General features: G+C 73.5%; 28 protein-coding genes and 1 pseudogene. 15 read left to right on the forward strand and 14 right to left on the reverse strand.

What is annotated here, in order from left to right; genetic code table 11:
• Positions 1-7: 7 nt before the first annotated feature.
• A complete protein-coding gene (recQ, locus tag CELGI_RS13960; RefSeq protein WP_013884781.1) occupies positions 8-2,059 on the forward strand; it encodes a DNA helicase RecQ in 2,052 nt (683 codons plus the stop codon).
• A gap of 25 nt (positions 2,060-2,084) precedes the next feature.
• On the opposite strand, the gene CELGI_RS13965 is transcribed toward recQ, so the two are convergent.
• From CELGI_RS13965 to CELGI_RS13975, 3 genes are all read right to left on the reverse strand, one after another.
• Positions 2,085-2,684, reverse strand: a complete 600-nt coding sequence (locus CELGI_RS13965) for a YdeI/OmpD-associated family protein (RefSeq protein WP_013884782.1) — start codon at positions 2,682-2,684, stop codon at positions 2,085-2,087.
• A gap of 46 nt (positions 2,685-2,730) precedes the next feature.
• Complete coding sequence (locus CELGI_RS13970; protein WP_150104752.1) at positions 2,731-3,273, reverse strand: PKD domain-containing protein; 543 nt, start codon at positions 3,271-3,273, stop codon at positions 2,731-2,733.
• A gap of 294 nt (positions 3,274-3,567) precedes the next feature.
• Positions 3,568-4,197 (reverse strand): DUF6318 family protein, encoded by a 630-nt coding sequence (locus CELGI_RS13975; RefSeq protein WP_321572166.1) that lies wholly within the window; start codon positions 4,195-4,197, stop codon positions 3,568-3,570.
• Positions 4,198-4,395: 198 nt separating this feature from the next.
• Here CELGI_RS13975 and CELGI_RS13980 point away from each other — a divergent pair, with 198 nt between their 5' ends.
• Both CELGI_RS13980 and nirB read left to right on the forward strand, forming a co-directional pair.
• Positions 4,396-4,896, forward strand: a complete 501-nt coding sequence (locus CELGI_RS13980; RefSeq protein WP_013884785.1) for a hypothetical protein — start codon at positions 4,396-4,398, stop codon at positions 4,894-4,896.
• A 123-nt stretch (positions 4,897-5,019) separates the two neighbouring features.
• Positions 5,020-7,893, forward strand: coding sequence for a nitrite reductase large subunit NirB (nirB, locus tag CELGI_RS13985; protein WP_081465383.1), 2,874 nt, complete (start codon positions 5,020-5,022; stop codon positions 7,891-7,893).
• A gap of 25 nt (positions 7,894-7,918) precedes the next feature.
• Here nirB and CELGI_RS13990 read toward each other — a convergent pair whose 3' ends face one another.
• The 3 genes from CELGI_RS13990 to CELGI_RS14000 form a co-directional block, all read right to left on the reverse strand.
• Positions 7,919-8,971 (reverse strand): GNAT family N-acetyltransferase, encoded by a 1,053-nt coding sequence (locus CELGI_RS13990; RefSeq protein ID WP_013884787.1) that lies wholly within the window; start codon positions 8,969-8,971, stop codon positions 7,919-7,921.
• 2 nt (positions 8,972-8,973) lie between these two features.
• Positions 8,974-10,017, reverse strand: coding sequence for an aldo/keto reductase (locus CELGI_RS13995; RefSeq protein WP_013884788.1), 1,044 nt, complete (start codon positions 10,015-10,017; stop codon positions 8,974-8,976).
• Between the two features lie 74 nt (positions 10,018-10,091).
• On the reverse strand, positions 10,092-10,550 hold the full coding sequence (locus CELGI_RS14000; RefSeq protein ID WP_013884789.1) for a tRNA (cytidine(34)-2'-O)-methyltransferase: 459 nt from the start codon (positions 10,548-10,550) through the stop codon (positions 10,092-10,094).
• 96 nt (positions 10,551-10,646) lie between these two features.
• On the opposite strand from CELGI_RS14000, the gene CELGI_RS14005 reads away from it, so the two are divergent.
• Positions 10,647-11,729 carry a LacI family DNA-binding transcriptional regulator gene (locus CELGI_RS14005; protein WP_013884790.1) on the forward strand — a complete coding sequence of 361 codons (1,083 nt, stop codon included), beginning with the start codon at positions 10,647-10,649 and terminating at the stop codon, positions 11,727-11,729.
• Positions 11,730-11,777: 48 nt separating this feature from the next.
• On the opposite strand, the gene CELGI_RS14010 is transcribed toward CELGI_RS14005, so the two are convergent.
• The 3 genes from CELGI_RS14010 to CELGI_RS14020 form a co-directional block, all read right to left on the reverse strand.
• Entirely contained in the window at positions 11,778-13,298 is a 1,521-nt protein-coding gene (locus tag CELGI_RS14010; RefSeq protein WP_013884791.1) for a serine hydrolase domain-containing protein, read from the reverse strand.
• 58 nt (positions 13,299-13,356) lie between these two features.
• A complete protein-coding gene (locus CELGI_RS14015) occupies positions 13,357-13,863 on the reverse strand; it encodes a gluconokinase (protein ID WP_013884792.1) in 507 nt (168 codons plus the stop codon).
• Between the two features lie 68 nt (positions 13,864-13,931).
• On the reverse strand, positions 13,932-14,414 hold the full coding sequence (locus CELGI_RS14020) for a peroxiredoxin family protein (protein ID WP_081465384.1): 483 nt from the start codon (positions 14,412-14,414) through the stop codon (positions 13,932-13,934).
• A gap of 100 nt (positions 14,415-14,514) precedes the next feature.
• Between CELGI_RS14020 and CELGI_RS14025 the strand changes: the two genes are divergently transcribed.
• Complete coding sequence (locus CELGI_RS14025) at positions 14,515-14,973, forward strand: MarR family winged helix-turn-helix transcriptional regulator (protein ID WP_013884794.1); 459 nt, start codon at positions 14,515-14,517, stop codon at positions 14,971-14,973.
• A gap of 48 nt (positions 14,974-15,021) precedes the next feature.
• On the opposite strand, the gene CELGI_RS16615 is transcribed toward CELGI_RS14025, so the two are convergent.
• Complete coding sequence (locus CELGI_RS16615) at positions 15,022-15,987, reverse strand: GGDEF domain-containing protein (protein ID WP_013884795.1); 966 nt, start codon at positions 15,985-15,987, stop codon at positions 15,022-15,024.
• 154 nt (positions 15,988-16,141) lie between these two features.
• Positions 16,142-18,724 carry an ATP-dependent Clp protease ATP-binding subunit gene (locus CELGI_RS14035; protein ID WP_013884796.1) on the reverse strand — a complete coding sequence of 861 codons (2,583 nt, stop codon included), beginning with the start codon at positions 18,722-18,724 and terminating at the stop codon, positions 16,142-16,144.
• A gap of 290 nt (positions 18,725-19,014) precedes the next feature.
• On the opposite strand from CELGI_RS14035, the gene CELGI_RS14040 reads away from it, so the two are divergent.
• Genes CELGI_RS14040 through CELGI_RS14055 form a run of 4 tightly spaced genes read left to right on the forward strand, consistent with a single transcriptional unit; the run spans position 19,015 to position 21,271 of the window.
• Positions 19,015-19,782 carry a hypothetical protein gene (locus tag CELGI_RS14040; protein ID WP_013884797.1) on the forward strand — a complete coding sequence of 256 codons (768 nt, stop codon included), beginning with the start codon at positions 19,015-19,017 and terminating at the stop codon, positions 19,780-19,782.
• A gap of 29 nt (positions 19,783-19,811) precedes the next feature.
• Entirely contained in the window at positions 19,812-20,018 is a 207-nt protein-coding gene (locus CELGI_RS14045; protein WP_041574217.1) for an MMPL family transporter, read from the forward strand.
• Positions 20,019-20,049: 31 nt separating this feature from the next.
• Positions 20,050-20,532, forward strand: coding sequence for a PPOX class F420-dependent oxidoreductase (locus tag CELGI_RS14050; protein WP_013884798.1), 483 nt, complete (start codon positions 20,050-20,052; stop codon positions 20,530-20,532).
• A gap of 1 nt (position 20,533) precedes the next feature.
• Positions 20,534-21,271 carry an SIR2 family NAD-dependent protein deacylase gene (locus tag CELGI_RS14055; RefSeq protein WP_013884799.1) on the forward strand — a complete coding sequence of 246 codons (738 nt, stop codon included), beginning with the start codon at positions 20,534-20,536 and terminating at the stop codon, positions 21,269-21,271.
• A gap of 42 nt (positions 21,272-21,313) precedes the next feature.
• On the opposite strand, the gene CELGI_RS16620 is transcribed toward CELGI_RS14055, so the two are convergent.
• Both CELGI_RS16620 and CELGI_RS14065 read right to left on the reverse strand, forming a co-directional pair.
• Positions 21,314-22,414 carry a J domain-containing protein gene (locus CELGI_RS16620; RefSeq protein ID WP_013884800.1) on the reverse strand — a complete coding sequence of 367 codons (1,101 nt, stop codon included), beginning with the start codon at positions 22,412-22,414 and terminating at the stop codon, positions 21,314-21,316.
• Complete coding sequence (locus CELGI_RS14065) at positions 22,405-23,208, reverse strand: hypothetical protein (protein WP_013884801.1); 804 nt, start codon at positions 23,206-23,208, stop codon at positions 22,405-22,407. Before CELGI_RS14065 ends, CELGI_RS16620 begins: the two co-directional genes overlap by 10 nt.
• Positions 23,209-23,330: 122 nt before the next feature.
• Between CELGI_RS14065 and CELGI_RS14070 the strand changes: the two genes are divergently transcribed.
• Both CELGI_RS14070 and CELGI_RS14075 read left to right on the forward strand, forming a co-directional pair.
• A complete protein-coding gene (locus CELGI_RS14070; RefSeq protein WP_013884802.1) occupies positions 23,331-23,711 on the forward strand; it encodes a hypothetical protein in 381 nt (126 codons plus the stop codon).
• On the forward strand, positions 23,704-24,462 hold the full coding sequence (locus CELGI_RS14075) for a HAMP domain-containing protein (protein ID WP_013884803.1): 759 nt from the start codon (positions 23,704-23,706) through the stop codon (positions 24,460-24,462). Before CELGI_RS14070 ends, CELGI_RS14075 begins: the two co-directional genes overlap by 8 nt.
• A gap of 14 nt (positions 24,463-24,476) precedes the next feature.
• Here the strand turns inward: CELGI_RS14075 and CELGI_RS14080 are convergent.
• Positions 24,477-24,923: pseudogene (locus CELGI_RS14080) on the reverse strand (AAA family ATPase); the annotation flags it as partial.
• A 1-nt stretch (position 24,924) separates the two neighbouring features.
• Between CELGI_RS14080 and CELGI_RS14085 the strand changes: the two are divergent.
• The 4 genes from CELGI_RS14085 (at position 24,925) to CELGI_RS17715 (ending at position 26,553) form a co-directional block, all read left to right on the forward strand.
• Complete coding sequence (locus CELGI_RS14085) at positions 24,925-25,446, forward strand: ParA family protein (protein ID WP_169315158.1); 522 nt, start codon at positions 24,925-24,927, stop codon at positions 25,444-25,446.
• Complete coding sequence (locus tag CELGI_RS14090; RefSeq protein ID WP_013884804.1) at positions 25,443-25,856, forward strand: ParB family protein; 414 nt, start codon at positions 25,443-25,445, stop codon at positions 25,854-25,856. Before CELGI_RS14085 ends, CELGI_RS14090 begins: the two co-directional genes overlap by 4 nt.
• A gap of 4 nt (positions 25,857-25,860) precedes the next feature.
• Positions 25,861-26,298: a DUF192 domain-containing protein gene (locus CELGI_RS14095; RefSeq protein WP_013884805.1), complete on the forward strand. Its 438-nt coding sequence runs from the start codon at positions 25,861-25,863 to the stop codon at positions 26,296-26,298.
• 123 nt (positions 26,299-26,421) lie between these two features.
• Positions 26,422-26,553, forward strand: a complete 132-nt coding sequence (locus CELGI_RS17715; protein WP_013884806.1) for a hypothetical protein — start codon at positions 26,422-26,424, stop codon at positions 26,551-26,553.
• The last annotated feature ends 40 nt before the right edge of the window (positions 26,554-26,593 follow it).

Raw genomic sequence — 26,593 nt, forward strand, 5'->3', positions numbered from 1 at the left:
TGAGCGCGTGCACCCCGACGAGACTCCCCCGGGCGAACCCTGGCCCGACGAGCCTCCGTTCGACCCGTACTACGACGACGCCCCGCCGGACACCTGGGCACACGGCGTCCCGCACGACGAGGGCTCCGACGAGCTCGCGGCGGCCGTCGCGTCCACGGTGGGTCGGCGCGCGTCCGCCCGCGCGGGTGGGCCCGCCGGGCGTGCGGCGGCACGTGCGGTGCTCCCGGACGGCACCCCCGCATCGCCGCTCGACGTCCTGCGCACGGTCTGGGGGTACGACGAGTTCCGCGGCGACCAGGCGGAGATCATCGACGCGGTCGTCGGCGGCGGGGACGCGCTGGTGCTCATGCCGACGGGTGGCGGCAAGTCGCTGTGCTACCAGGTGCCCGCGCTCGTGCGGGAGGGGACGGGCGTCGTCGTCTCGCCCCTGATCGCGCTCATGCAGGACCAGGTGGACGCGTTGTCGGCGCTCGGCGTGCGCGCCGGGTTCCTCAACTCGACCCAGCAGGCGCACCAGCGCCGCGAGGTCGAGGAGGCGTTCCTGGCCGGGGAGCTGGACCTGCTCTACCTGGCGCCCGAGCGGCTCAACGTCCCGGACACCGTCGAGCTGCTGAGCCGCGGGACCGTGGCGCTGTTCGCGATCGACGAGGCGCACTGCGTCTCGCAGTGGGGGCACGACTTCCGGCCCGACTACCTGCGTCTGTCGATGCTGCACGAGCGCTGGCCCGACGTCCCGCGCATCGCGCTCACCGCGACCGCGACCGCCGCCACGCACCGTGAGATCGCCCAGCGCCTGCAGCTCGAGGACGCCCGCCACTTCGTCGCGAGCTTCGACCGGCCCAACATCCAGTACCGGATCGCACCCAAGGACAACCCGCGCGCGCAGCTTCTCGAGCTGCTGCGCACCGAGCACCCGGGCGACTCCGGGATCGTGTACTGCCTGTCGCGCGCTTCGGTCGAGCAGACCGCCGAGTACCTGGTGGGCCAGGGCGTCGACGCGATGCCGTACCACGCGGGCCTCGACCGCCAGGTGCGCGCGCACAACCAGTCCCGCTTCCTGCGCGAGGACGGCGTCGTGATGGTCGCGACCATCGCGTTCGGCATGGGCATCGACAAGCCCGACGTGCGGTTCGTCGCGCACCTGGACCTGCCCAAGTCCGTCGAGGGCTACTACCAGGAGACCGGCCGCGCCGGCCGCGACGGGCTGCCCTCGACCGCGTGGATGGCCTACGGCCTGGCCGACGTGGTCCAGCAGCGCCGCATGATCGACACCTCGGAGGGCGATGCCGCGCACCGCCGGCGCCTCACGCAGCACCTGGACGCGATGCTCGCGCTGTGCGAGACCGCGTCGTGCCGGCGCGTCCAGCTCCTCAACTACTTCGGCCAGTCCAGCGAGCCGTGCGGCAACTGCGACACGTGCCTGACCCCGCCGTCCACGTGGGACGGCACCGTCGCCGCGCAGAAGCTGCTCTCGACGATCGTCCGGATGGCGCAGCGCGGGCAGCGGTACGGCGTGGGCCACGTGGTCGACGTGCTGCGCGGCAAGAAGACCCCCCGCGTGGCGCAGCTGCGGCACGACGAGCTCTCCACGTTCGGCGTCGGTGAGGACCTGTCCGACGCCGAGTGGCGCGGTGTGGCGCGCCAGCTGATCGCCGCCGAGCTCCTGGCCGTCGACACCGAGGGCTACGGGACGCTCCAGCTGGTCGAGGCGTCGGGCGAGGTCCTGCGCGGCGAGCGCACCGTGCTGCTGCGCAAGGAGCCCGAGCGCACCCGCCGCCGCTCGTCGTCGTCCTCCACGTCGGGCGGAACCTCGACCTCGAAGGCCGCCGCCGACCTGGACCCCGCCTCGCTCGAGGTGTTCGAGCGGCTGCGCGCGTGGCGGGCCGGGGCCGCGCGCGAGCAGGGCGTGCCCGCCTACGTGGTGTTCCACGACGCGACGCTCCGGGACATCGTCCTGCGCAACCCCGCGAGCCTCGCGGAGCTCGGCAGCATCGGCGGCGTCGGTGCCACCAAGCTCGAACGCTACGGCGAGGGCGTCCTCGCTACCCTCGCCGGCTGACCGACTCGTGGGGCGCCGCCCCCGGTCACACGCCTTCGGGCCGACGCTTCTGCGGGTGCGGCGTCCGGCCCTCGGCGAGGTCGGCCACGAACGTCGCGATCCGCCTCGCCCGCGTCTCGGGCCGCTTGGCCTGCTCCACCCGCCACAGCACCGAGAAGCGGTTCGCCGACGTGAGCGCGTCGAACCACGCCCGCGCCTCCGGCACCGCGTCGAGCGCTGCCGTCAGGTCCTCCGGAACCTCGATGCTCGCCGGACCGCGGTAGGCCGCCTCCCACCGACCGTCGGCCTGCGCCAGCGCGACCTGGGCACGGCCCGCGTCGTGCATCCGCCCCTCGCGCTCCAGCCGTTCCACGCGCTCCACGTTCACCGCCGACCACGGGCTCCGCGCCCGCCGCGGCGTCATGCGCTGGAAGCTGCTCTCCTCGTCCCGGCGACGCGCCTGCCCGTCGATCCAGCCGAAGCAGAGCGCCTCCTCGACCGCCTGCATGTACGTCAGCTCCGTGACGGCGCCGCCCTTTTTGTGCAGGACGAGCCACACGCCCGTCGGCTGGGTGTGGTGCTCGGCGAGCCAGGCACGCCACGCGCCGGCATCGGGGAGCAGCAGCTCAGGGAGTTCGTCGGCCACGGCCCCATCCTGACCCCGACCGCCGACACCCCACCCCCCGCCGCGCCTACCCCGTGAGCCGCGTGCGCAGCGAGACGACCTCGAACTCGTCACCGACGTCGACCGTGGTGGCCGTGCCCTCGACGTCGCGCCACCGGTGCAGCGGGTCCGCGTCCACCCGGTACCGACCCGTCCACGTCGTCGTCAACGTGATCTGCCGGTCGGCGAGCTCGGTGTACACGTGCGTGAGGTCGAATGCGGGATACGGCCGGCCCGGCTCGGTCGTGGTCAGCGTCGACCCGTCACCGAAGTCCCACGCGTACTCCACCGGGGTCACCACGACGTCCACCCCGAAAGAGTCGAACAGGACCGCACGCAGCTCCCGGTCCTCGGGCTCGGTGAACACGATCGTGGGCCGCTGCACCAGGACCGGCCCCGCCGCCGGCTGCTGATTGACCTCGAGCGCGTCGATCTTCAGCCGACGCAGGTCCGCCTGGGTAAACGGCGGCAGCAGGTCCTCGGGACACGACCAGTCGACGCGGACTGTCCACGCTCCCCAGTCCGACAGTCGATCAGCACGCTCACGGCGCCACAGTGGTGGCAGGGGCACGCCCTCGTCACAGCGGAGCTTGAGTGGAGGACGACTGGGGTCGTACTGAGGACACGGAAGGGACACCGCCGGGCCGTAGAGGCATGCCGCGGATCTCGTGTACTCAACGGTTCGAAACTCTGGGCCTGGGTCGGTGGCGCGGTACTCCCTGTACTCCCTCTCGCCATCGAACGCCGAGACCCTGGCTTCGTCGTTGCCGGGCAGATCGACCTGTGCTGCCGCGCCTGGGCCCGCGAGGCCCAGGACGCCCACGCTCACGAAGAGCAGCACGGCGACTCGTCGCGCGCCCAATGGTCAGTCCCGACCGTGGACGTCTACGACGACGCTCTCGATCCGCCATTCGCCGCCCGCCCACACGACGAGCATGTCGGCGGATACGTCAATCGTGTCGGGAAAGTCCTCGACGACGGTGCCCGCCGAGTCGACCGTTCGCGCTGGCGCCTGCGTGAGCCGCAGCAGCACGGCGTACTCGTTGGCTCGGTGGTCGGAGACCTGCGTGTCGGTGACGATGATCTCCCCGCCTTCGCCCCGCTCCCCCCGGGCAACGAGGTCCTCGACGATCCCGCGTGCACTCGCGCAGTAGTCGCAGGCTTCGCCGCTCAACTCGTTCCATACGGTGAGGTCCCCGGTCGCCTGCGTGTAGGGCGACAACGCCATGAAGTAGCGGGCGACTGCGCCAGCGGACCTCTTTGACGGCGGGCCGGATAGAGCTCGCGGCGCGTCGGGCGGGACTGTGGCGTCGAAGGCCATTTCCGACGCCGCAGGCGTTGGATCAGCAGTCGATGCAGGTGATGGCGTAGGGCTGGAAGGGAGCCCGCGCGTCGCGGTGACCGACGGACGCGGCTCGGGCGCGTCCTCTGTGCACGCGGCCAGACCGCCGACGGCCAGCACGACCAGCCCTACCAACACCCCCCGTCGATGCATGGCCAGGAATCTACCCAGACGGGACGTATCGCCGCAGGCCCCGTCTCATGCCTGTGGACGGGCAGGTCCCGCGACGCGGCCGCTCGCGGGCGATTCCGGGCCGGATGCACGAGCCGCTCGCCCCACCCACTCCAGATGTCGCGGTCGGGTGCCGACTTCTCCTGGGTGCGGCGAGGGGCGTCGTGCGGAGGGAGTGCCGTGAGCTCGTTCGTCGTGAGCACCGACCACATCGACTACCTGGTGTCCGCCGTGCTGGCGTACGCCCCCGAGCGCCTGGTGAGGCGGACCCCTCACGAGCTGGCGTACCGGATGCTCGCGGAGAACATCGCCACGTGCACGTTCCGTGAGCTCGGCCGCGACGGCGCGTGGGTCACGTTCGAGGACGACGAGCTGGACGAGGACGAGCTCGAGGAGATCGAGGAGGACCGCGCGGCGCTCGACGCGATGCTCGAGGCGTACCGCTTCCGCCCCGTCGAGGACCTCGACCCGGCGCAGGCCGCGTGGGTGGCGGCGTGCTGGCAGTACCAGCGCACGCGCCAGGGTCCGCATGACGTGCCGGAGACGTGGGCGACGGCGGACGCGGTGATCCAGCGCGCGCTCGCGGACGCGCCGGCCGACGCGTTCACGGACCCGGCCGGGCCGCGCACGATGGACAACCTGGTGACCGAGACGCTGCGGTGGGGTTGGTCACGTGGCTGAGGTGCGGGCGGATGTGCGCCGCCCACGAGGACCGCGATCTCTCGGAGCCGAGGCCTGGACTGTGAGATCTCATGGGCCGGAAGGCCTGATTGCCACGGCATCGACCGTTGAAAACTGTCGGCCATGAGGGATCAGCAGGGACCTGGCCGCGTCGTCGTCGTCGGGGCGGGCATGGTGGCGCACCGGTTCGCGGAGCAGCTCGTCGCGCGTGAGGGCGACTGGCACCTGACCGTGATCGGCGACGAGCCGTACGCGCCGTACGACCGCGTGCACCTGTCCGACGCGATCACGGGCCGCACGGCGCAGGAACTCACGCTGAACCCGTCGGTGTGGGACGACGAGCGCGTCGAGCTGATCACGGGCGACGCGGTCGCGTCGCTGGACCGGGACGCGCAGACGGTCACGACGCGCTCGGGCCGCGTGGTCGAGTACGACGACCTGGTGCTGGCGACGGGCTCCTGGCCCTGGGTTCCGCGCACCGAGGGTGCGGACCTGCCGGGCGTGCTCGCGTACCGCACGCTCGACGACATCGAGCGCATCACGTCCTGGGTCGCGGACCGCGCGGACGCGCTGGGCCGCCCGGTGCGCGGCGCGGTCGTCGGCGGCGGCGTGCTAGGGCTCGAGGCCGCGGCCGCGCTGCAGAACCTGGGCGCGACGGTCACGGTGGTCGAGTTCGCGGACCGGCTCATGGCCGTGCAGATGGACGCGGGCGGTGGCGAGGCGCTGCGCGTCCTGGTGACGGACAAGGGCATGGACGTCCGCACGACGACGGCCGCGGCGCGCGTCACGGCGGGCCCGGACGGGCGCGTCAACGGCGTGGAGCTGTCGACCGGCGAGCTGATCGACGTGGACGTCGTGATCTTCTCCACCGGCATCCGCCCGCGCGACCGCCTCGCCCGCGAGTCCGGCCTGGGCATCGGCGAGCGCGGCGGCGTGCTCGTGGGCCCCACGTGCCGCTCGTCGGACCCGCGCGTGTGGGCGATCGGCGAGTGCGCGAGCCACGACAACGAGTGCGCGGGCCTGGTGGCGCCGGGCAACGCGATGGCGGACGTGGTCGTCGACCAGCTGTTCGGCGGCACCAGCTCCTACACGCGGGCCGCGGACGGCACCAAGCTCAAGGGCGTGGGCGTCGAGGCGGCGAGCTTCGGGGACGTGCTGGCGCTGACGCCGGGCGCGCTCGAGGTCACGTTCGCGGACCCGGTCGCCAAGACGTACCGCAAGCTCGTCGTGTCCGACGACGCCCGCACGCTGCTGGGCGGCGTGTTCGTGGGTGACATCGCGCTGTACTCGTCGCTGCGGCCGCTGCTGGGCCGCGCGCTCGGCGCGGACCCGTCGGCGTTCCTCGCGCCCGAGGGCGGCGCGGCTCCCGTCTCGGCGGACCTGCCCGACGACGTCGTCGTCTGCTCGTGCGCCAACGTGACCGCGGGGACCATCCGCGGCGCGGTCACCGAGCACGGCTGCGGCTCGGTGGGCGAGGTCAAGACGTGCACCAAGGCCGGGACGGTGTGCGGTTCCTGCGTGCCGCTGCTCACCAAGATCGTCAACCTCACGCTCGAGCGGTCGGGCGTCGCGGTGTCGAACGCGATGTGCGAGCACTTCGCGATGTCCCGCGCGGAGCTGTTCGCGCTGGTCCGCACGAGCACCGCCCGGACGTTCACGGAGATCGTCGCGGCGCACGGCACGGGCCGCGGCTGCGCGATCTGCCGCCCCGTGGTCGCCTCGATCCTGTCCTCGCTGGGCGTGGGCCACGTGCTCCAGCCGGACCAGGCGTCGCTGCAGGACACCAACGACCACCTGCTGGCCAACCTGCAGAAGGACGGCACGTACTCGGTGGTGCCGCGCATGCCCGGTGGCGAGGTGACGCCGGACAAGCTGCTGGTGCTCGCGCAGATCGCGCAGGACTTCGGGCTGTTCACGCGCGTCACGGGGGCGCAGCGCCTGGGCATGTTCGGCGCGCGCCAGGACCAGCTGCCGGCCATCTGGCGGCGCCTGGTGGACGCGGGCTTCGAGTCCGGGCAGGCGTACGGCAAGTCGCTGCGCGCGGTCAAGACGTGCGTCGGCTCGACGTGGTGCCGGTTCGGCGTGCAGGACTCGTCGTCCATGGCGATCCGGCTCGAGCTGCGGTACCGCGGGCTGCGCAGCCCGCACAAGTTCAAGGTGGGCGTCTCGGGCTGCGCGCGCGAGTGCGCCGAGGCGCGCGGCAAGGACGTCGGCGTGATCGCGACGGCCGCGGGCTGGAACGTGTACGTGGGCGGCAACGGCGGGTTCACGCCCAAGCACGCCGAGGTCCTGGCCGAGGACCTGGACGACGAGACTCTCGTCAAGGTCATCGACCGGTTCCTGGCGCTGTACATCCGCTCGGCCGACCGCCTGCAGCGCACCGCGCCGTGGGTCGCGGACTACCCCGGCGGCATGGACGAGCTGCGGGCGATCCTGGTGGACGACCGCGACGGCATCGCCGCCGAGCTCGAGGCCGACATCGAGCGGCACGTGGACGGGTACGTCGACGAGTGGCGCGCCACGCTCGACGACCCGGTCAAGCTCGCGTCGTTCACGCCGTACCTCAACGCGCCCGAGCGCACCGACCCCGACCTGGCGTACACGCCGCGGCGCGGCCAGCTGATCCCCGTCACGCACCCGGACCTGGGCCTGACCCCGGTCACCGCGACCCGCACGGTCGTGTGCCGGCTCACGGACCTGACGCCGGAGCGCGGTGCGGGCGTCCTGCTCGACGGCGTGCCCGTCGCGCTGTTCCGCCTGGCCGACGACCGCGTGCTCGCGGTGCAGCAGCGTGACCCGTTCTCGGGCGCCAACGTGCTGTCCCGCGGGCTGGTCGGGGACCGCGGCGGCCGCCCGACGATCACGTCGCCCATGCACAAGCAGGTGTGGGACCTGGAGACGGGCGAGTGCCTGGACGCGGTCGGCAAGGACCCGGTGGATCTGCGCGTGTTCAGCGCGACGGTGGACGACGACGGACGGGTGCTGATCGGCGCCTGACCGGCGGCCGGGCCTGCGGGCCCGGTCAGCGGTCGATGCGCCAGACCATCTCGTGCCCGCGCGGCGGGCCGAAGCCCAGGTGCTCGTACATGGGCCGGCCCGCCGCGGTCGCGCTCAGCCCCACGCGCGTCACCTCGGTCTCGTCGCGGAACCACTGCATCACGGCCATCACGCATGCGCGTGCGTAGCCGCGACGCCGCGCATCCGGCTCGGTCGCCACGTTGAACACGTGCCCGCGGCGCCCGGACGGGTTCCACGGCTCGGGGGCGTGCGCGTGGAAGTCGCCGACGGCGCCCGCCACGGGTCCGTGCGTGCCGTCCGGCAGGTCCCCGTCGACGACGAACGCGGCGAGCGCAGCGGGATCGGCCAGCCGTTGCGCGAACCAGGCCGTGCACGCGTCCTGCCAACCGGGCTCGTCGACCTCGGCCATGCCCATCGCCGCGAGCATGACCCGCCGCAGCCGGGTCAGCGCCGCGGCGTCCTCGACGCCCGCGCGGCGCACGGCCACCGCACGCAGCTCGCGCGGCGTCTGGGCCTCGTTCCCGACCGGCTCCGGCACCTCACGCACCGGCGGCACCGCAGCCACGGGCGTGGTCCGGAACGCGGCCGCGGGCTCGTCCGCGAGCGCGGCGTCCAGACGCGCGTGCATCTGCGGCGTCATGGGCGGCAGCGCGGACAGCGCGAACCAGGCCGCCTCGGTGTTCTCGCCGTCCGCGGGCCACGGGTCGCCCGCGGTCCAGCGCAGCCGGAACACCAGGTCCAGGTACTGCGCCTGGTCCCCGTTGTCGTACGTGATCGGCGGCAACGTGTGGACCAGCACCAGCCGCTCGGCCACCGCGACGACGCCGGCCTCCTCGAGCGTCTCGCGTGCCGCGGCGTCCGCGGGCTCCTCCCCCGGGTCGATGATCCCGGTCACGGGCGTCCAGCGGCCGTCGTCCGCGCGCCTGACCAGCAGCACCTGCGGGTCCGACGAGCCGTCGGGCGAGTCCCGCAGCACCACCGCGGTCACGCCGCTGAGCCACAGGGGCGCGTGCCCGATGTGCTCCCGCAGAGCCAGGACGAACTCCGGCACCGCCATGCTCAGGAGCCCTGGTGGGTGCCGTCGACGGCGTGCGGCTCGATCGCCGCCAGCTCGGCGTCCGTGAGCGGACCGGCGGCCAGCGCGGCGACGTTGTCCTCGAGCTGCGCCACCGAGGAGGCGCCGATGATCGCGGACGTGACGCGCTCGTCGCGCAGCACCCACGCCAGCGCGAGCTGGGCCAGGCTCTGCCCGCGCGCGGCGGCGATGTCGTTCAGCGCGCGCGCCCGCGCCAGGTACGTGGGCGAGAGCGCGGACGGCTGCAGGAAGTGCCCGACCGCGGCGCGTGAGCCCTGCGGGACCTCGCCGGACAGGTACCGGTCCGTGAGCAGACCCTGCTGCAGCGGGGAGAACACGACCGTGCCCACACCCAGGTCACCGACCGCGTCCAGCAGCGACTCCGTCTGCCCCTCGGCCACGCGCTCCACGTGCCGGGAGAACATCGAGTAGTTCGGCTGGTGGACCAGCAGCGGCGTGCCGAGGTCGGCGAGGATGCGCGCGGCCTCGCGCGTCGCGGACGGCGTGTAGTTGGAGATGCCGACGTACAGCGCACGGCCGCTGGTCACCGCGGTGTGCAGCGCCCCCATCGTCTCCGCCAGCGGCGTCGAGGGGTCCATGCGGTGCGAGTAGAAGATGTCCACGTAGTCGAGGCCCATGCGGGCGAGCGACTGGTCGAGCGACGCGAGCAGGTACTTGCGCGAGCCGCCGTCCCCGTACGGGCCCGGCCACATGTCGTAGCCCGCCTTGGTCGAGATGACGAGCTCGTCGCGGTACGGACGCAGGTCGGCGGCGAGCACGCGCCCGAATGCCTCCTCCGCGGAGCCGTACGGCGGGCCGTAGTTGTTCGCCAGGTCCAGGTGCGTGATCCCCAGGTCGAACGCGCGCCGCAGCACCGCGCGCTGCGTCTCGAACGGCTTGGTGTGCCCGAAGTTGTGCCACAGGCCCAGCGAGAGCGCGGGCAGCGCGAGCCCGCTGCGGCCGGCGCGGCGGTACGGCATCGAGGCGTAGCGGTCGTCGGCGGCGCGGTAGGCGGGCTCGGTGGTCATGCGGCGTCCTTCTCGCAGGTGGGCGCCGGGGGTGACGCCCGCAGCACGCTATCCGACGAGCGCGGCAGCACCTGTCACGCGCCGCCGGGGAAGCCCTGCTGACGCCACGCCTCGTAGCAGGCCACGGCCGCCGCGTTGGTGAGGTTCATCGACCTGCGGCCCGGGACCATCGGGATCCGCACCTGCTCCGTGATGCGCGGGTGGGTCAGCACGTGCTCCGGCAGACCCGTGGGCTCGGGACCGAACAGCAGCACGTCGTCGTCGCGGTACGTGACGTCCGTGTACCAGCGCGTCGCCTGCGTGGTGAACGCGAGCACGCGGCCCGGCAGCTGCGCCAGCAGCGCGTCCAGGTCGGGGTGGACCACCACGTGCGCGAGGTCGTGGTAGTCCAGGCCCGCACGCCGCAGCTTGGCCTCCGACAGGTCGAACCCGAGCGGCTCGACCAGGTGGAGCGTGGCACCGGTGCCCGCGACCAGACGGATCGCGCTGCCCGTGTTGCCGGGGATGCGCGGTTCGAAGAAGACCAGGTGCACCGCCCCATCCTCGCAGGCAGGCCGACGTGCGCGACGCTCCCCGGCTCGGGTGGGTCACGGTGCTACCGTCGGCGCGAAACGCTGGAGGAGCTTGCCATGAGCACGACGAGGCGGGTCGGCGGACCCGCCGAGACCACCGACGGGACCACGCAGTCGGCGGCGGTGCCCACCGCACCCGGACAGGCGATGACGATCGCGGACATCGCCGTGGAGGCGGGCGTCTCCGTCCCGACGGTGTCCAAGGTGCTCAACGGGCGTGCTGACGTCGCCGCGACCACCCGGGCGCGCGTCGAGGAGGTCATCGAGCGCCACGGCTACCGCCGCCGCCGCGCGTCCTCCGGGGCCGGCTCGGGCCTCATCGAGCTCGTCTTCCACGAGCTGGACTCCCCCTGGGCGCTGCAGATCATCAAGGGCGTCGAGTCCGTCGCCGGCGGCGCGCGCATCGGCGTCGTGCTGTCCGAGCTGGGTGGTGAGCACCGCCCGCCGCAGGAGTGGCTCGACGACGTGCTCGCGCGGCGCCCGCGCGGCGTGATCTTCGTGCAGTCCGAGCTGGACCCCGCGCAGCACGCGCAGCTCGCGTCCCGCTCCATCCCGTTCGTCATCGTCGACACCGCGGGTGAGCAGCCCGCGGGCGTACCCGTGGTCGGTTCGCAGAACTGGTCCGGCGGTCTGGCCGCGACCCGCCACCTGCTCTCGCTCGGTCACCGACGCATCGGCGTGGTCTCCGGACCGCGGGACGTGCTGTGCAGCCGGGCGCGCGTGGACGGGTACCGCTCGGCGCTCGACGAGGCGGGCATCGCGTTCGACGCGGACCTGGTCCGGTGGGGCAACTTCTTCGTCGACGGCGGCTACGCGCACGGCCGCGCGCTCCTGAGCCGCGAGGACCGGCCGACGGCGATCTTCGCGGGCGCGGACTTCCAGGCCCTGGGTGTCATCCGCGCGGCGCGCGAGCTGGGGCTGAGCATCCCCGAGGACGTCTCGATCGTCGGCTACGACGACCTGCCCGTCACCGAGTGGGTGCAGCCCGGGCTCACCACCGTCAAGCAGCCGCTGCAGGAGATGGCCGCGACCGCCGCGCGCATGCTCCTGGAGATCGCGGGCGGCCAGAAGCCTGCCAACCTGCGCATCGACCTGGCCACCGAGCTCGTCGTCCGCAGCAGCACGACCGCCCCTCGCTGACCGCCGCACCTCACCGACCGCGGACGCGCCGCGAGGCGTTCCCGTCCGTCACGCCGCGGGCGTCGACGGAGCCGTCGTCGTGACCCGCCCGCGCAGCACGGGCAGCACGGGGTCGTCGAACGAGACGTTGAGCCGCGGCTCGATCCGCACGTGGTCCTGCGTGAGCACCACGCGCGCGGTCAGCGCCGTCACGTCCCGCGTGAGGCGGACCGTCAGCACGTACTCGTCGTCGGCGGTCCAGACCGCGTGGGTCAGCACCGGGCGGGGCTCGGGGTGGAACGGGGGCTCGGGCGGCAGCACGCCGGCGACGGGCGCGGCATGCCCCGCGGCGAGGGTCACCGTCGCGCCGTCGGCGAGCTCGAGCTCGATCGAGTCCTGCTCCGGGCCGGCCGTGAGCCGGACCGCGCCGAGCCCGAGCGTGTTCGGCTCGAGCTCCAGCCGCCGGCCGTCCAGCGCCCCTGCTCGCGGTGAGGTGGCCGCTCCCTGGGGCCAGGGCAGCGCGAGGTCCGCGAGCGCCCGGTGCAGCCCGGCGCGCCCCTCGGGGTCGGCCGGTGCCGGGTGGTCCGCGAGCGCGGGCAGCAGGTGCGTCCACACCGCGTCGAGCGGACGCTGCAGGTCCGCGAAGGCCGAGGTCATCGCGACCACCACGTCCTGCTCCGGGAGGATCACGCAGAACTGGCCGAAGGCGCCGTCACCCCGGTACCCGTGCCGGCTCTGCCACATCTGGAACCCGTAGCCCTGCGCCCAGTCGCTGTGCTCGTCCCCCGGGTTGGTACCCGGCGGGACGTGCGCGGCGGACGCCTGCGCGACCCACCCCTCGGGCAGCAGCCGTCGTCCCGCCCACACGCCGTCCCGCAGGAACAGCTCGCCGAACGACGCGATGTCCTCGGTGGTGGCCGACAGCCCGAACCCGCCCGTCTCGATCCCGTCGGGCGACAGGTACCAGGTCGGCCCGACGAAGCCGAGCGGCCCCAGGACGCGCGCGTGCAGGCGGTCGAGGACGCTCTCGCCCGTCACGCGGTGCACGATCGCGGCCAGCACGTAGCTCGCGACGGTGTTGTAGACGAAGTGCGTCCCCGGCTCGTGCGCGAGGGGCTGCGCCAGGAAGCCCGCGGTCCACGGCCTGCCACCGAGGATCGCGGCCTCCGACGGGTCCTCGTGGTGCCCGGTCCGCATGGTCAGCAGGTCGCGGACCGTCAACCGGCTCAGCCGGTCGCGCTCGTCGTCGGACAGCCCGCCCTGGTCCGCGCCCACGGGCGGGACGGCCTCGGGCAGCAGATCCACCACACGGTCGTCGAGGTCCAGCAGCCCGTCCCCGACCGCGAGACCGACAGCCGTGGCAGTGAAGCTCTTGCTGAGCGAGTACACCTCATGCACCACATCCGGCGCGTACGGCGCCGCCCAGCCCTCCGCGACGACGTGCCCGTGACGCACGACCATGAGCGAGTGGAGCTCGGGCACCGTGGTGAGCGCCCCGACGAGCGCGGTCAGCGCACGCGGGTCCACCCCCTGCTCCTCCGGGGTGCTGCGCGGCAGGCGCCGCCGGGCGGTCACGTCGTCGTGGTTCATGGTCCGCATCCTTGCACCGGCCACCGACACGCCGCCGCAGGTCACAGCGTCGCGCGCATCAGCCGCCCGCGAGGCCGAGCGCCGTGAGCGCGGCCTGGGCCACGTCCTGCGGCGAGGCCGTGACCGCGACCGCCACACCGTGCTCGTCGGCCTCCAGCGGCTCGAGCGTGGCGAGCTGCGACGGCAGCAGCGAGACGGGCATGAAGTGGTCCACCCTGGCCGCCATCCGCTCCCCGACCAGCGCGGGGTCACCCGTGAGGTGCACGAACCGCACGTCCCCGGGGGCCGACGCGAGCACGTCGCGGTACCGGCGACGCAGCGCCGAGCACGTGACCACCGTGCTCACCCCGGCCGCGTCCTGCTCCGCGACCCAGTCCCGGATGGTCCGCAACCACGGCGCGCGGTCCTCGTCGGTCAGCGGTGTGCCCGCGGCCATCGCCGCGACGTTGGCGGGCGGGTGGAAGTCGTCGCCCTCCGCGAACGTCCACCCGAGCCGGTCGGCCAGCAACCGGGCCACCGTCGTCTTGCCCGTGCCCGTGACGCCCATGACCACCAGGTGCTGCACGCGTCTCCCTCTCCGAGCGGCCGGCGGCCCGCCGCCGCGCGTCCGAGCTGCTCGGACCGGCGCCGACGCTACCGGCCGCCCGCATGCGCGGCGAGCGCCTCCCGCAGCTCGCGCTCCTCGAAGCTCTGCACCGGCACCGCGGCGCTGCGTCGGTACTCGACGGTGCCCGCTCGGCTGACCAGCAGGACGCCGCTGTGCTGCAGCGCCAGGAAGCGCCCGAACCCCGCCTCCGCGTGCCCCGTGCCCGAGGCCCACACCACGCGCTCGTCGAGCAGGCGGTGACGGCGGGCGACGTGCGCGGCCTCGTCGGCCCCACCGGGCACGACGAGGAGCAGCGCACGCTCCCCGAGCCGGCCGTCCGCGCGCATGGCCTGCAACGCCCGGGCGTGCGCCGCGCACACCGGGCACGTGCTCGAGCGGTGGAAGTACAGCACCGCGGGGCGGCCGGCCAGCTCGGCGTGCAGCGTGGTCTGCTCGCCGTGCGTGGAGACGAGCGCGAGGTCGGGCATCGGAGCGCCGGGGGCGGCGGCGGTCGCGTCGTCGGACATCATGGACCTCCGGCGTGGTCGGACCCGACCACATAGGCAACATGGTTGCGCATATTGTCAACCATGTTGCCTACTTTGTCCAGTGTGAGGTGGAGACGACGAGATGGACGCGGCGCAGGCCCTCGGCGAGCTCGCGGCCGCGGCCCACGACGACCTGGGCCGGCTGCTGCTGCGCGCGTCCCGCGAGGTCAACCACGCGGCGGTCGAGCGTCTGCACGAGCGCGGGTTCACCGACGTCCGGCCGGCCCACGCCGCCGTGCTCGCACACCTGGACGCCGACGGCACACGCATCGTCGACCTGGCCCACCGCGCGGGCCTGACGCGGCAGGCCGTGGCCGTCACCGTGCGCGAGCTCGTCGCCGCGGGCTACGCCGACGCGACCGCGGACCCCGCGGACGGCCGCGCCAGCCTGGTCTCGCTGACCCCGCGCGGCGCGACGCTGTGCCACACGGCCGCGCAGGTGATCCGCGACGAGGGTGCGCGCTGGGGTGAGCGGATCGGCGACCCCGGCCTGACGGACCTGCTCGCCCGCCTCCGGGCGCTGGTCGACGCCGCGGGCTGACCGCGGCCTGCGCCGGCCCGGCCTCGGGCACGCCGCGGACTGGCGGCCTCAGGAGGAGGCGGCCGCCGCGACCTTGCTGCTCCGCAGGCGGGCCTGCGCCAGCCCGACGAGCCGGTCGGGGTCGGCCGCGCCCGCACCCGAGCACGCACCGGCCACGTCCACCACGGGCCACACGCGCGCGTCCAGGCCCGCGGGCGGCTCCGCGAGGGCCAGGTGCACCGCCCGGACCACCTCGCCCGCGATCACGTCGGCCTGCCGCTCGTCGGCCGCACCCGGCACCGTGACGGCCACCGCGAACTCGTCGCCGTCCAGCCGCGCCACGTCCCACAGCTCGGGCAGCGCACCACGCAGCGCGTGGCCCACTGCGGCGAGCACCGCGTCGCCCCCCGCCTGGCCCAGCACCGCGTTCGTCTGCGCGAACCCGCGCAGGTCCGCCACCGCGACGACCACTCGCTGCGGGGTCCCCACCACGGCCGCGCACCGCCGCCCGAGCAGGTGCCAGAACATCGAGCGGTGCGGCAGGCCCGTGAGGGGGTCGTGCAGCGACCGCACCGCGAGCTGCGTGGACAACGAGCGCACCAGGTCCGCGGCCGAGACCGCCTGCCACACCTCGCCCAGCACCAGCACGTCGTCGTACCGCCGCTCGTCGCGGCGCTCCATGGCGCGGACCGCGACCTCGGAGACCGGCGCGTCGGGCCGCACCACCAGCGGCGCGAAGTCCGTGAGCTCGCGCGACTCGCGGCGGGACAGGATCGCCCGCCCGAAGCCCAGGCGGCCGGACATCGCCGCGTCGAACCGGCGGCGCGTGATCAGCCCCGTGCGCTCGTCGTCCTCGCGCACCGCGACGCACTGCACGTGCGGCGAGCGGAACAGCAGCTCGAGCCGGGACACCGGGAGGTCCCCCTCGATCACGTCGACCGGGTGCGCCAGCTGGTCGACCGTGACGGACGCGGCGGTCCGGTAGTCGCCCACCGCGTTCGCGAGCCGGTGGGTCAGGTGCGTCAGTTCGCTCACTGCGTGAGTATCCGAGCAGGTCAGCGCGTGGGCCGGGGCAAAGCGGTCGCGTTCGCCCAGCCTTCGCCCAGACTTCGTCCGCCGTTCGCCGTCCGACGCGACGAGGGCCGGGACCGCGCGTGCGGTCCCGGCCCTCGTCGGATGGTGCAGGCGATCAGGCCGGCTTGAGGCCCGATCCGGCGTCACCCGCGGACGCGATCGGCGGCGCGGCGGGCACGTCCGTGCCCGAACCCGCAGTCCCGACGGACGCACCCACGGGCACCGGCTGCTCCTTGCGCAGCGACGTGCGCTCGACGCCCGTGAACGTGAACTCGCCCAGCAGGCCCTCGCCCTCGGCGTCCACGATCACCTGCTGGCCCGCCTTGAGCTCGCCGAACAGGATCTTCTCGGACAGCGCGTCCTCGATCTCCCGCTGGATCGCGCGACGCAGCGGACGCGCGCCGAGCACCGGGTCGTAGCCCTTCTCCGACAGCAGCTTCTTGGCCGCGGGCGTGATCTCCAGGCCCATGTCCTTGTCGCGCAGCCGCTGGTCGAGCTTGGCGATCATCAGGTCGACGATCGAGAAGATCTCCGGCTGGCTGAGCTGCGGGAAGACCACCACGTCGTCGACGCGGTTGAGGAACTCGGGACGGAAGTGCGTCTTGAGCTCGTCGTTGACCTTCGCCTTCATGCGCTCGTAGTCCGTCGACAGGTCGCCACCGGCCTGGAAGCCGGTCATGACGCCCTTGGCGATGTCCCGCGTGCCGAGGTTCGTGGTCATGATGATCACGGTGTTCTTGAAGTCCACCACGCGGCCCTGCGAGTCGGTCAGGCGACCGTCCTCGAGGATCTGCAGCAGCGAGTTGAAGATGTCCGCGTGGGCCTTCTCCACCTCGTCGAACAGGACCACGGAGAACGGCCGGCGGCGCACCTTCTCGGTGAGCTGACCACCCTCGTCGTACCCGACGTACCCGGGGGGCGAGCCGAACAGGCGCGAGACCGTGTGCTTCTCCGAGAACTCGGACATGTCGAGCTGGATCAGCGCGTCCTCGTCACCGAACAGGAACTCCGCGAGCGCCTTGGCGAGCTCGGTCTTTCCGACGCCCGTGGGGCCGGCGAAGATGAACGACCCACCGGGACGCTTCGGGTCCTTGAGGCCCGCGCGCGTGCGGCGGATGGCCTGCGAGAGCGCCTTGATCGCCGCGTTCTGGCCGACGACCCGCTTGTGCAGGTTGTCCTCCATGTGGAGCAGGCGGCTGGACTCCTCCTCGGTGAGCTTGAACACCGGGATGCCCGTGGCGTTCGCCAGCACCTCGGCGATGAGCTCCTCGTCGACCTCCGCGACCGCGTCGAGATCGCCCGACTTCCAGGCCTTCTCCTTCTCGGCGCGCTTGAGACCGAGCTGCTTCTCCTGGTCGCGCAGACGCGCGGCCTTCTCGAAGTCCTGCTCGTCGATCGCCGACTCCTTGTCACGGCGCGTGTTGGCGATCTCCTCGTCCAGCTCGCGCAGCTCCGGCGGGGCGGTCATGCGGCGGATGCGCAGACGCGCGCCCGCCTCGTCGACCAGGTCGATCGCCTTGTCCGGCAGGTAGCGGTCGTTGACGTAGCGGTCCGCGAGCGTCGCGGCGGCCACCAGCGCGGAGTCCGTGATGGACACGCGGTGGTGCGCCTCGTACCGGTCCCGCAGACCCTTGAGGATCTCGATCGCGTGCTGCAGGTTCGGCTCGGCGACCTGGATCGGCTGGAAGCGGCGCTCCAGGGCCGGGTCCTTCTCGACGTACTTGCGGTACTCGTCGAGAGTCGTCGCGCCGATCGTCTGGAGCTCACCGCGCGCGAGCATCGGCTTGAGGATGCTCGCGGCGTCGATCGCCCCCTCGGCCGCACCCGCACCGACGAGCGTGTGGATCTCGTCGATGAACAGGATGATGTCGCCGCGCGTGCGGATCTCCTTGAGCACCTTCTTCAGGCGCTCCTCGAAGTCACCGCGGTAGCGCGAGCCGGCGACCAGCGCGCCCAGGTCCAGCGTGTACAGCTGCTTGTCCTTGAGCGTCTCCGGGACGTCCCCGCGCACGATGTCCTGCGCGAGGCCCTCGACCACGGCCGTCTTGCCGACGCCGGGCTCGCCGATCAGCACCGGGTTGTTCTTGGTGCGGCGGGACAGCACCTGCATGACCCGCTCGATCTCCTTCTCGCGCCCGATCACCGGGTCGAGCTTGTTGTCGCGCGCGGCCTGCGTCAGGTTGCGCCCGAACTGGTCGAGCACGGCCGAGCCCGAGGGCTGGCCCTCCTGCGGCCCGCCGGCGGCGACCGGCTCCTTGCCCTGGTACCCGGACACCAGCTGGATGACCTGCTGGCGCACGCGGTTGAGGTCCGCGCCGAGCTTGTTCAGCACCTGCGCGGCGACGCCCTCACCCTCGCGGATGAGCCCGAGCAGGATGTGCTCGGTGCCGATGTAGTTGTGGCCCAGCTGCAGCGCCTCGCGCAGCGAGAGCTCCAGCACCTTCTTGGCGCGCGGCGTGAACGGGATGTGGCCCGACGGCGCCTGCTGGCCCTCGCCGATGATCTCCTGCACCTGCGCGCGCACGGCCTCCAGGGAGATGCCGAGCGACTCCAGGGCCTTGGCCGCGACGCCCTCACCCTCGTGGATCAGACCCAGGAGGATGTGTTCGGTGCCGATGTAGTTGTGGTTGAGCATCCGCGCCTCTTCCTGGGCGAGGACGACCACGCGACGGGCTCGGTCCGTGAATCTCTCGAACATGTGCACTCCTCACGAGCGGCGTGCTCGTCGGCGTCCGAGGCCCTCCGGGGACCACCGTGAACGACGACGAGGCGGCGTTGTTCGATGCTAACGGCGGCATGTGCCGGGTACTGCCCGTGTTCGCCGCAGGCGTGAAACCGCCCGGCGGGCGCCGCGGTCCGGCGCCGGTCGCCGAAGGTCCCCTCCCGGGTTCGGACTCGCGTCCATACTCGCCACCGTGAAGACCACGCTCCGAGTGGGCCGAGCTGACGCCGCGCGCCCGCGCGGCTCGTGCGCAGCACACCGCCGACGTGGTGTTTCGCGCCACGGCGCGCGTCGCAGGCGTCGAGCGCGGCTCGCTCGCGGATCTACTGGCGCTGACCGAGGCGGGCAGGCTCGGTGAGGTGGTCCACGATCTGGGACTGGAGCCCTCGACGGCCGCCGACCCGGACGACGCCTCGCCTGCGACCGACGTGTGGGTCGCGGTGCTGCGCTGCGCCCTGGTCGAATGCGGTGCTGCGCGGTGGCAGCACCGATGGGACGACGGGCCCGGACTCCTGGGCACGGACGGCGAGCCCCTCGACCTCCAGCCCCTCGCGCGGTTGGGGTCCGGCCCTGCGTCTGGCGCGTCCGAGCTGCGCACGCGCCTCACCGAGCTCGGAGTCGATCTGGACGCCGTGGGCGCGTCGGGCGAGGCCGACGCCCGCGGTGCCCGGATCGTCGCGGGGGTCGCGAACGTCAGGCTCGGCGAGGACCAGTACGACGTGCTGCTGCTGTCGTACGGCGTGGTCCTGGTGCCTTGCTACAAGCAGTACGAGAACGGCACGGGGCGCCTGCGCGCCCTCGCCTCGAGCGGGACGCCGGCCGAGATCGCCGCGCGCCACTGGTACGTCCCGTTCGAGGACGTCGCCACCAGTCGGCTGGTCAAGCGGTTCCCCACGTCGGTGACCTTCACGTTGCACGACGGCACGGAGCTCGCGCTGCGGGCGCGGATGGAGAGCCAGGAGCTGGCATCCGGCAGCCTCGTCGCCCTGCAGGAGGCCGCAAGCCACTTCGCGGCACGCCCGGTCCCCGCCTGACGACCACACCCGCAACCCGATGGTCGCCGGTGGCTGCACGCGGGTGTCGTTCGCGGACGTTCGGGTTCGCGATCGCGTTCGGCGTGCTGCTGGACACGCTCGTCGTCCGGTCCGTGCTGGTCACGGCGCTCAACCAGGACGTCGGTCCGCGCATGTGGTGGCCCAGCCGCCTGGCCCGCGACGAGCACGCGCGGCCCGCGCACGCGACCGACCGCATCCCCGAGCCGGTCGCCTGACGACACCCGGCACGGCCGCTAGCGTCGTGGCATGGCCCGGAGCATCGCGACGACGACCACGGTGACCCTCGACGAGCTGCTGGCGTTCGTCCGCCCGCGCCACCACCTGATCCTGGTGACGACGCGTGCGGACGGACGCCCGCAGACCTCCCCGGTCTCGGGCGGTGTCGACGACGAGGGCAGGATCGTCGTGTCCACCTATCCGGCACGCGCCAAGACACGCAACGCCGAGCGGGACGCACGCGTGAGCGTGTGCGTGCTCTCCGACGAGTGGGACGGCCCGTGGGTGCAGCTCGACGGCACGGCCGAGGTGCTGCACATGCCCGAGGCGGAGGACGCGTTGGTCGACTACTACCGCAGCATCGCCGGTGAGCACCCGGACTGGGCGGAGTACCGCGCGGCCATGCGCGTGCAGGGCAAGAGCCTGCTGCGCATCACGCCGGAGCGCTGGGGCCCGATCGCGACCGGTGGGTTCCCCGCGGACGTCGCTGCGCGCCTCGACGGGCCCGCCTGACGTGCCGCACCACCACGACGACCCCACGGTCGCGGTGCTCACCGGTGCGGGGATCTCCACCGGCTCGGGCATCCCCGACTTCCGCGGGCCGCAGGGGGTGTGGACCCGGCGCCCCGAGGAGGCCCGCCTGCTGGAGATCGGTCCGTTCGCACGCGAGCGTGACGTGCGCGTGGCCGGCTGGCGCGCATGGGCGGACAGCGCGGTGTGGGGCGCGCGGCCCACGGCGGCCCACCGGGCCCTGACCGAGCTGGAGCGTGCGGGTGCCCTGATCGCGGTGCTCACGCAGAACTTCGACGGGCTGCACCAGGCGGCGGGCAGCTCGCGTGTGGTGGAGCTGCACGGCTCGCTCGCGACCACCTCCTGCCTGCGTTGCGCGGCGTCATGGCCCACGCCGCACGTGCTGGGGCGCCTGTCCGACGAGCCCGATCCCGCGTGCGAGGAGTGCGGTGGCGTGCTCAAGCCGGACGTCGTCTACTTCGGCCAGCCGCTGCCGGACGAGGCCCTCGCGCAGGCCGTCGCGGCCGCGACCGACGCCGACGTGTTCGTCGCGATCGGCACGACGCTGACGGTGCAGCCCGTGGCGAGCCTCGCGGCGCTCGCGGTGGACGCGGGTGCGCGGCTGGTGATCGTCAACGCCGCGCCCACGCCGTACGACGACCTGGCGGACCTGGTGGTGCGCGACCCGATCGACGAGGCCGTCCCGCCCCTGGTGGCAGAGCTGCTCGAGACCGTGCGCTGACGCGCCCGCGTGCGTCGGCCGCGGCACCGACCGGGCGGAAGGTCAGCCGACCACCGGGCGCGCCACGTCGTGTCCGGCCCCACGCTGCAGGTCCACCCACGCGCCCAGCGCGGCGTCGGACGCCGCCGCGACGACCACGCCATCGATCACGAGCTCCCACCGCGCCTCACCGGTGCGCGGATCGGTCCGCCCGACGACGTCCCGGTCCCAGCCCCGCTCCGTCGCCCGGGACCGCAGCAGCTCGTCCCACCGAGCGGCGAGCTTCCACGGGTCGGCGGCGTCACGCGCGCGAGTCTCCGCACGTTCGCGCCGGACCAGCACCGACGCGCGCACCGCGAGGGCGAGCGCACCGGCGAACACGGTGCCGACCACGAGCGCGCGCCCCGCCGGAGTCCCGCTCCGCCCGACGTCCACGAAGTCGATCGCGTAGGCGACGAAGACCGCGAGTGAGCCCCACATCACCCAGGCGGCCTTCAGCCGTGCGGGCCGGGCTGACGGTGCGCAGTGCAGGGTGGCGATCACGCCCGCGCCGAACACCATGCCGAACACCGCGAGCCCCTTGATCGCTTCCGGCCCCACGGGCAACGGGTGTCCGTCGCGGAACGGGAGCATCGCGACGACCGCCGCGGGGACGCCCGCGCAGAGCACGAGGACCCGGTGCCCCGTCCGCTCCCGCACCGCCGAGCGGTCCGGGAGCCGCCAGGGTCGGACAGGCAGCGGGAGCGGCCGGGAGCACAACGGGTCGACGACCACGGGCGGCCCGGGATCGGGACCACGCGTCGGGGCGGGATCCGGGCGGGCTGCGGGTCGGGGGCCGGGCGCGGGCCCTGGGCCGGGCTCGTCGCCCTCGGACCCGGTCCAGACCGGTGCCTGAGCAGCCGCGTGGTCGAACGGGACGTCGAACCCGACGTCGTCGCCCCAGGCGTCACCACGCGCGCCGCGCGCGTCGTACAGGGCTCGTGACTCGCGCGACCCCAGCACGGCCCACGCGTCCGCGACCGCCGTGAACCGCTCGGCGCTGCCGCCCATGTCCGGGTGCGCCGTGCGGACCGCCCGCAGGTAGGCGGCACGGACGTCTTCGGGCGAGGCGTCCGGAGCGATCCCCAGGACGTCGTAGGGCGATGCGTCGTCGGTCACCTCCACGGCCACTCGTCGCGTGGCGCGGGCGGCCCGATGAGGGCGGGTTCGCGGAGCGAGTAGACCACCTGCTCGACCGTCCACTGCAGGTCCGCCAGGAGCGCGGCCCGCCGCTGCGCGTCCCGTCCCGACCGCGGCGGGAGCTCGCGCTCGGCCCGCACCACGACCGCGGCCCCGGCGGACCGGCGGAGCATCACGACCTTGTGCGCCCGTGGCAACCCGCGCGGCGTGCGCGCCTGCGTCAGCGACCCCAACCAGTCCTCGGGCAGGGGCACCGCGCGCTCGGCCGTGTCCCGCACCATCGCGGGCAGGTAGGGCCAGGCGCTCGCCGCCGAGGCCTGCTCGGGCGGGGCCGACGGCGTGGGCGGCGCGGCGCCGCCCGACGAGCCGTCCGATCGCGCGGGGTCGAATGCGCCCGCCGGCACGAGGCCCAGGCGACGACCAGGCTGTGTGGCGGCCTGGTGCCGGCGCACCCACAGGTGCCCGAGCGGACCCGCGTCCACCACGCGATCGCCCACGAGCCGCACGGGCTGCCACGCTGCGGCGACGTACAGCCCGCTCCGGTCGGCCCGCCAGCCGCGCAGGACCCGCACGACCTCGTCGTCCGCCTGGTACAGCTCGCCGTCCTCGTCCGCCCAGTCGGCGACGAGCACGTCGACCTCGGGTGCCAGGGCGCGCGTCTGTTGGGGCAGGTCCGCCCACGCCCAGCTGCGGCACTCGAACGCGACCGTTCGCGTCGTGCGCGACAGCCCCTGGTGCCGCACGAGCGCGTGCGTGCGCCGGACGACCTCGCGCTCCACCTGCACCTCCGTCCGGGGCGTGCGCCCGTCAGCTCTGTTCTCGGCACGGCACGGCCCGATCCTGAGGCCGCCCCCGCGCCGGTTCTCATCGTCGTCTCATCCCGAGGCGGCACGATGGGCCCATGGGTCCTCGTGCGCGCACGCTGCTGGTGGTCCTCCTGGTGGCGCTCGCCGTCGGCTCCGGCTCCTACGCGCTCGCATCCGCGCTCAGCGCACCGGGCGACGAGTCCCTGGGCGACCCGGTGGTGATCACGCCGGCACCGGCGACCAGCACCCCGGCGCCCACGCCGTCCGGGTCGCCGGACGCGACTCCGTCGCCGACCCCCTCGCCGTCGGCCCCGACGCCGGTCCCGGTCGACCCCGCGCCGCCGCGCGACCCGTCGGACGACGACGACGATGACGACGACCGGCACGGCGGACGCGACGACCCGGACGACGACTCCGACGACCGATCCGACGCACAGCCCGACGACGACGCGACCCGCTCGAGCGACGATGACTGAGCCCGACCGCCGCCGCTGGTGGCGCACGGTGCGCGCCAAGGTCGTCGCGGTGACGCTCGCGGTCACCGCGCTCGGGCTGCTGGGCGCGGGACTGACCACGTACGCGATCCAGCGGCAGGACCTCGACGAGTCCGTGGACGCCGAGCTCACGCGTGCCGCGCAGCAGTTCCGCCGGATCGCGCAGGCCAATGCCGACCTCCCGGTGACCGGCATCCTGCGCCAGGCCATGCAGCAGACGCTGCCGGACCGCACGGCCGGCAGCATCGCGCTCGTCGACGGCGCACCCGCCTGGTACGCACCCACCACCGTGCCGGTGCGTCTGGAGGACGACGCGCAGCTGGTCGCGCTGCTCGGCGACGTCCCGGCGGACGACCCGGTGCGGCTGCGCACGGTCACGACCGACCGCGCGCAGTACCGGCTGGTCACGGTCCCCCTCGTCGTCGACGACCCCACCGCGCCCAGCGGCCTGTACGCCGCGGCGACCGTCCGGGCCCTCGAGATCGGGACGCTCGACCGCACGTGGCGCACCTACCTCGGCGTGGCCCTGGGCGCGCTCGCGGTGACGGGACTCGTCGCGTGGTGGCTGCTGGGCCGGGTCCTGCGCCCGCTGCGGCACCTGCGCGACACCGCGGCGCAGGTGGACGAGGGCACGCTCGACGCGCGCGTCCCCGTCACCAGCGACGACGACGTCGCCGAGGTCGGCCACACCTGTGGCTGTCGCCGCTCGATGGCGGTGGGCTGTGCCAGGTAGGTGGCGGGGTGGTGTCAGGTAACGCCGATGACGAGGGTGCTCTGGGCGGCTTCGACGACGTCGTTGGTGATGGTCTGGAGCTCGTTGATCTTGAGCACCCGCTCGATCTGGGGGAAGAGGCGTTCGAGGAGGCGGAAGTTGCCGCGGGTGACGCGGGCGATGGCGGCGACGGCTTGGGCGTCGGTGAAGTCGTCGGGGTCGAGCGTCTTGCCGAGTGCGCGCCAGTGGCGCTGTAGGACGAAGAGCAGCTCGTCGTTGCCCAGCGCGCGGTAGTGATGGGCGAAGCCGACGCGGCTGTAGAACTGGGGGTAGTGGCTGAACTGCTTCTCCAGGCCAGGCATGCCGATGAGGATGACGGCGATGTTGTCGCGGTCGTACCGGTCGCGGAGCAGCTCGAGCGCGGTGGGGCTAAGGCGTTCGGACTCGTCGACGATGATGAGCTGAACGTAGTTCTTGGTCCGCGTGACGCTCGGCTACGTCCGCGACGAGCTGGTGATCGCGGGCGCAGGTCGAGAGGTCCGGCTGCGCCAGGCGCTGGCCGACGTCGCGGACGACTACGACCTGATCCTGATCGACAGCGCGCCCAGCCTGGACCAGCTGACCATCAACGCGCTGACCGCAGCGCACGGCGTCGTTGTCGTGACCCACTCCAAGCAGTGGAGCCTCTCGGGTCTGGCCCAGCTGCTCGACACGATCGACAACGTGCGCGAGTACTACAACCGTGACCTGCACGTCGCCGGCGTGATCGTGAACCAGCACGAGGCCGGCACCGTGTCGGGGCAGACCTGGCTCGACGAGCTGAACGCGGCCGCGCAGAACCGCGGCCTGCCCGTCCTGACCCCGACCATCCCCAAGCGCGTCGTCATCTCCGACGCCACGGAGGCCGCCCGCGGCCTCGACGAGTGGGGGAGCACCGAGGCCAGCGCCATCGGCGCGATCTACGCCGACCACCTGGCCAGCATCGAAGGAGAGCAGCAGCGATGAGCAACCGTCCCGCCCCGCGCAAGTCGTCCCTGGCCGGATCGAGCCCCGTCGCTCCGCCGGCACAGCCGGCCGCCACGCCGGCCCCGAGCGTCGTCGAGGCCGCGCCGGCGCAGCAGCCGGACGTGACGAGCGAGGCGCGGCCGGCGGCCACGGCCACCGCCTCGCCGGCGCGCGCCAAGCCGAAGTACCCGCCGAAGGTGTCGTTCTACCAGGACCCCGAGGACACGGCGCGGGTGCGCGGGGCAATCCTGCACACGATGACGACCGAGGGTGCGCGCAACCTCTCGCAGTTCATCCACCAGGCCGTCATGGCCGAGGTCGAGCGGTTGGAGGCCAAGTACAACGGCGGGCAGCCGTTCCCGCCGGTCGAGGCCCGCGGACTGCCGCAGGGCCGGCCGATGGGGGAGTGACCCCATGAAGGGCCGGCCCGCCGCCGCTGTCGCGCTCACGCTGGCCCTCGCAGGCTGCGCAGGCGACTCGCCGGCCACCGCGACCGTCACGGTCGGCTCCGCGCGGTTCGACGTCGAGCTGGCGCGCACCGCCGACCAGCAGCGAGCCGGCCTCAGCGATCGCGAGGCGCTGCCTGCGGGCACGGGGATGCTGTTCACGTTCGCCCACGCCGGCGAGCAGCAGGTGTGGATGGCCGGCATGGCGACCGCGCTCGACGTCGCGTGGATCAGCGACGGCCAGGTGCTCGACGTCCTGACGCTCGACCCGTGCACCGAGCCTGACCAGGACACGTGCCCGCGATGGACGTCACCGGGCGACGTCGACGCCCTGCTCGAGGTCCCCGCCGGGGCCCTGACCCGCGTCACGGCCGGCGACGCCGTGACCGTCACCGAGACGAGCTAGGAGGAAGAGACAGCCCGCACGAAGCGGTCGACGAGCATCGACCACCCAGGACAACAGAACAGTGCCCCGACGGTGCGCTAACACCGCCGGGGCGAGGAACCCCCAGGTAAGTGGAGGACTCCCATGCCCATCATCCCCTCTGGCGACCCCTGCCCGCCGCAGCCGTCCGCCGGTCTCACGAGCGACGACGTGCAGCTGCTCGACCTGCTGGCCCTGCACGTGATCTGCGGTCAGCTGCGCGAGGCCCGCCGATGAGCGCCCCGACGTCGACGCCGATCGAGGCGGCCGCCCGGGC

Origin of the sequence: Cellulomonas gilvus ATCC 13127 (assembly GCF_000218545.1) — a bacterium.
In the GTDB taxonomy this organism is placed as follows: Bacteria; Actinomycetota; Actinomycetes; order Actinomycetales; family Cellulomonadaceae; genus Cellulomonas; species Cellulomonas gilvus.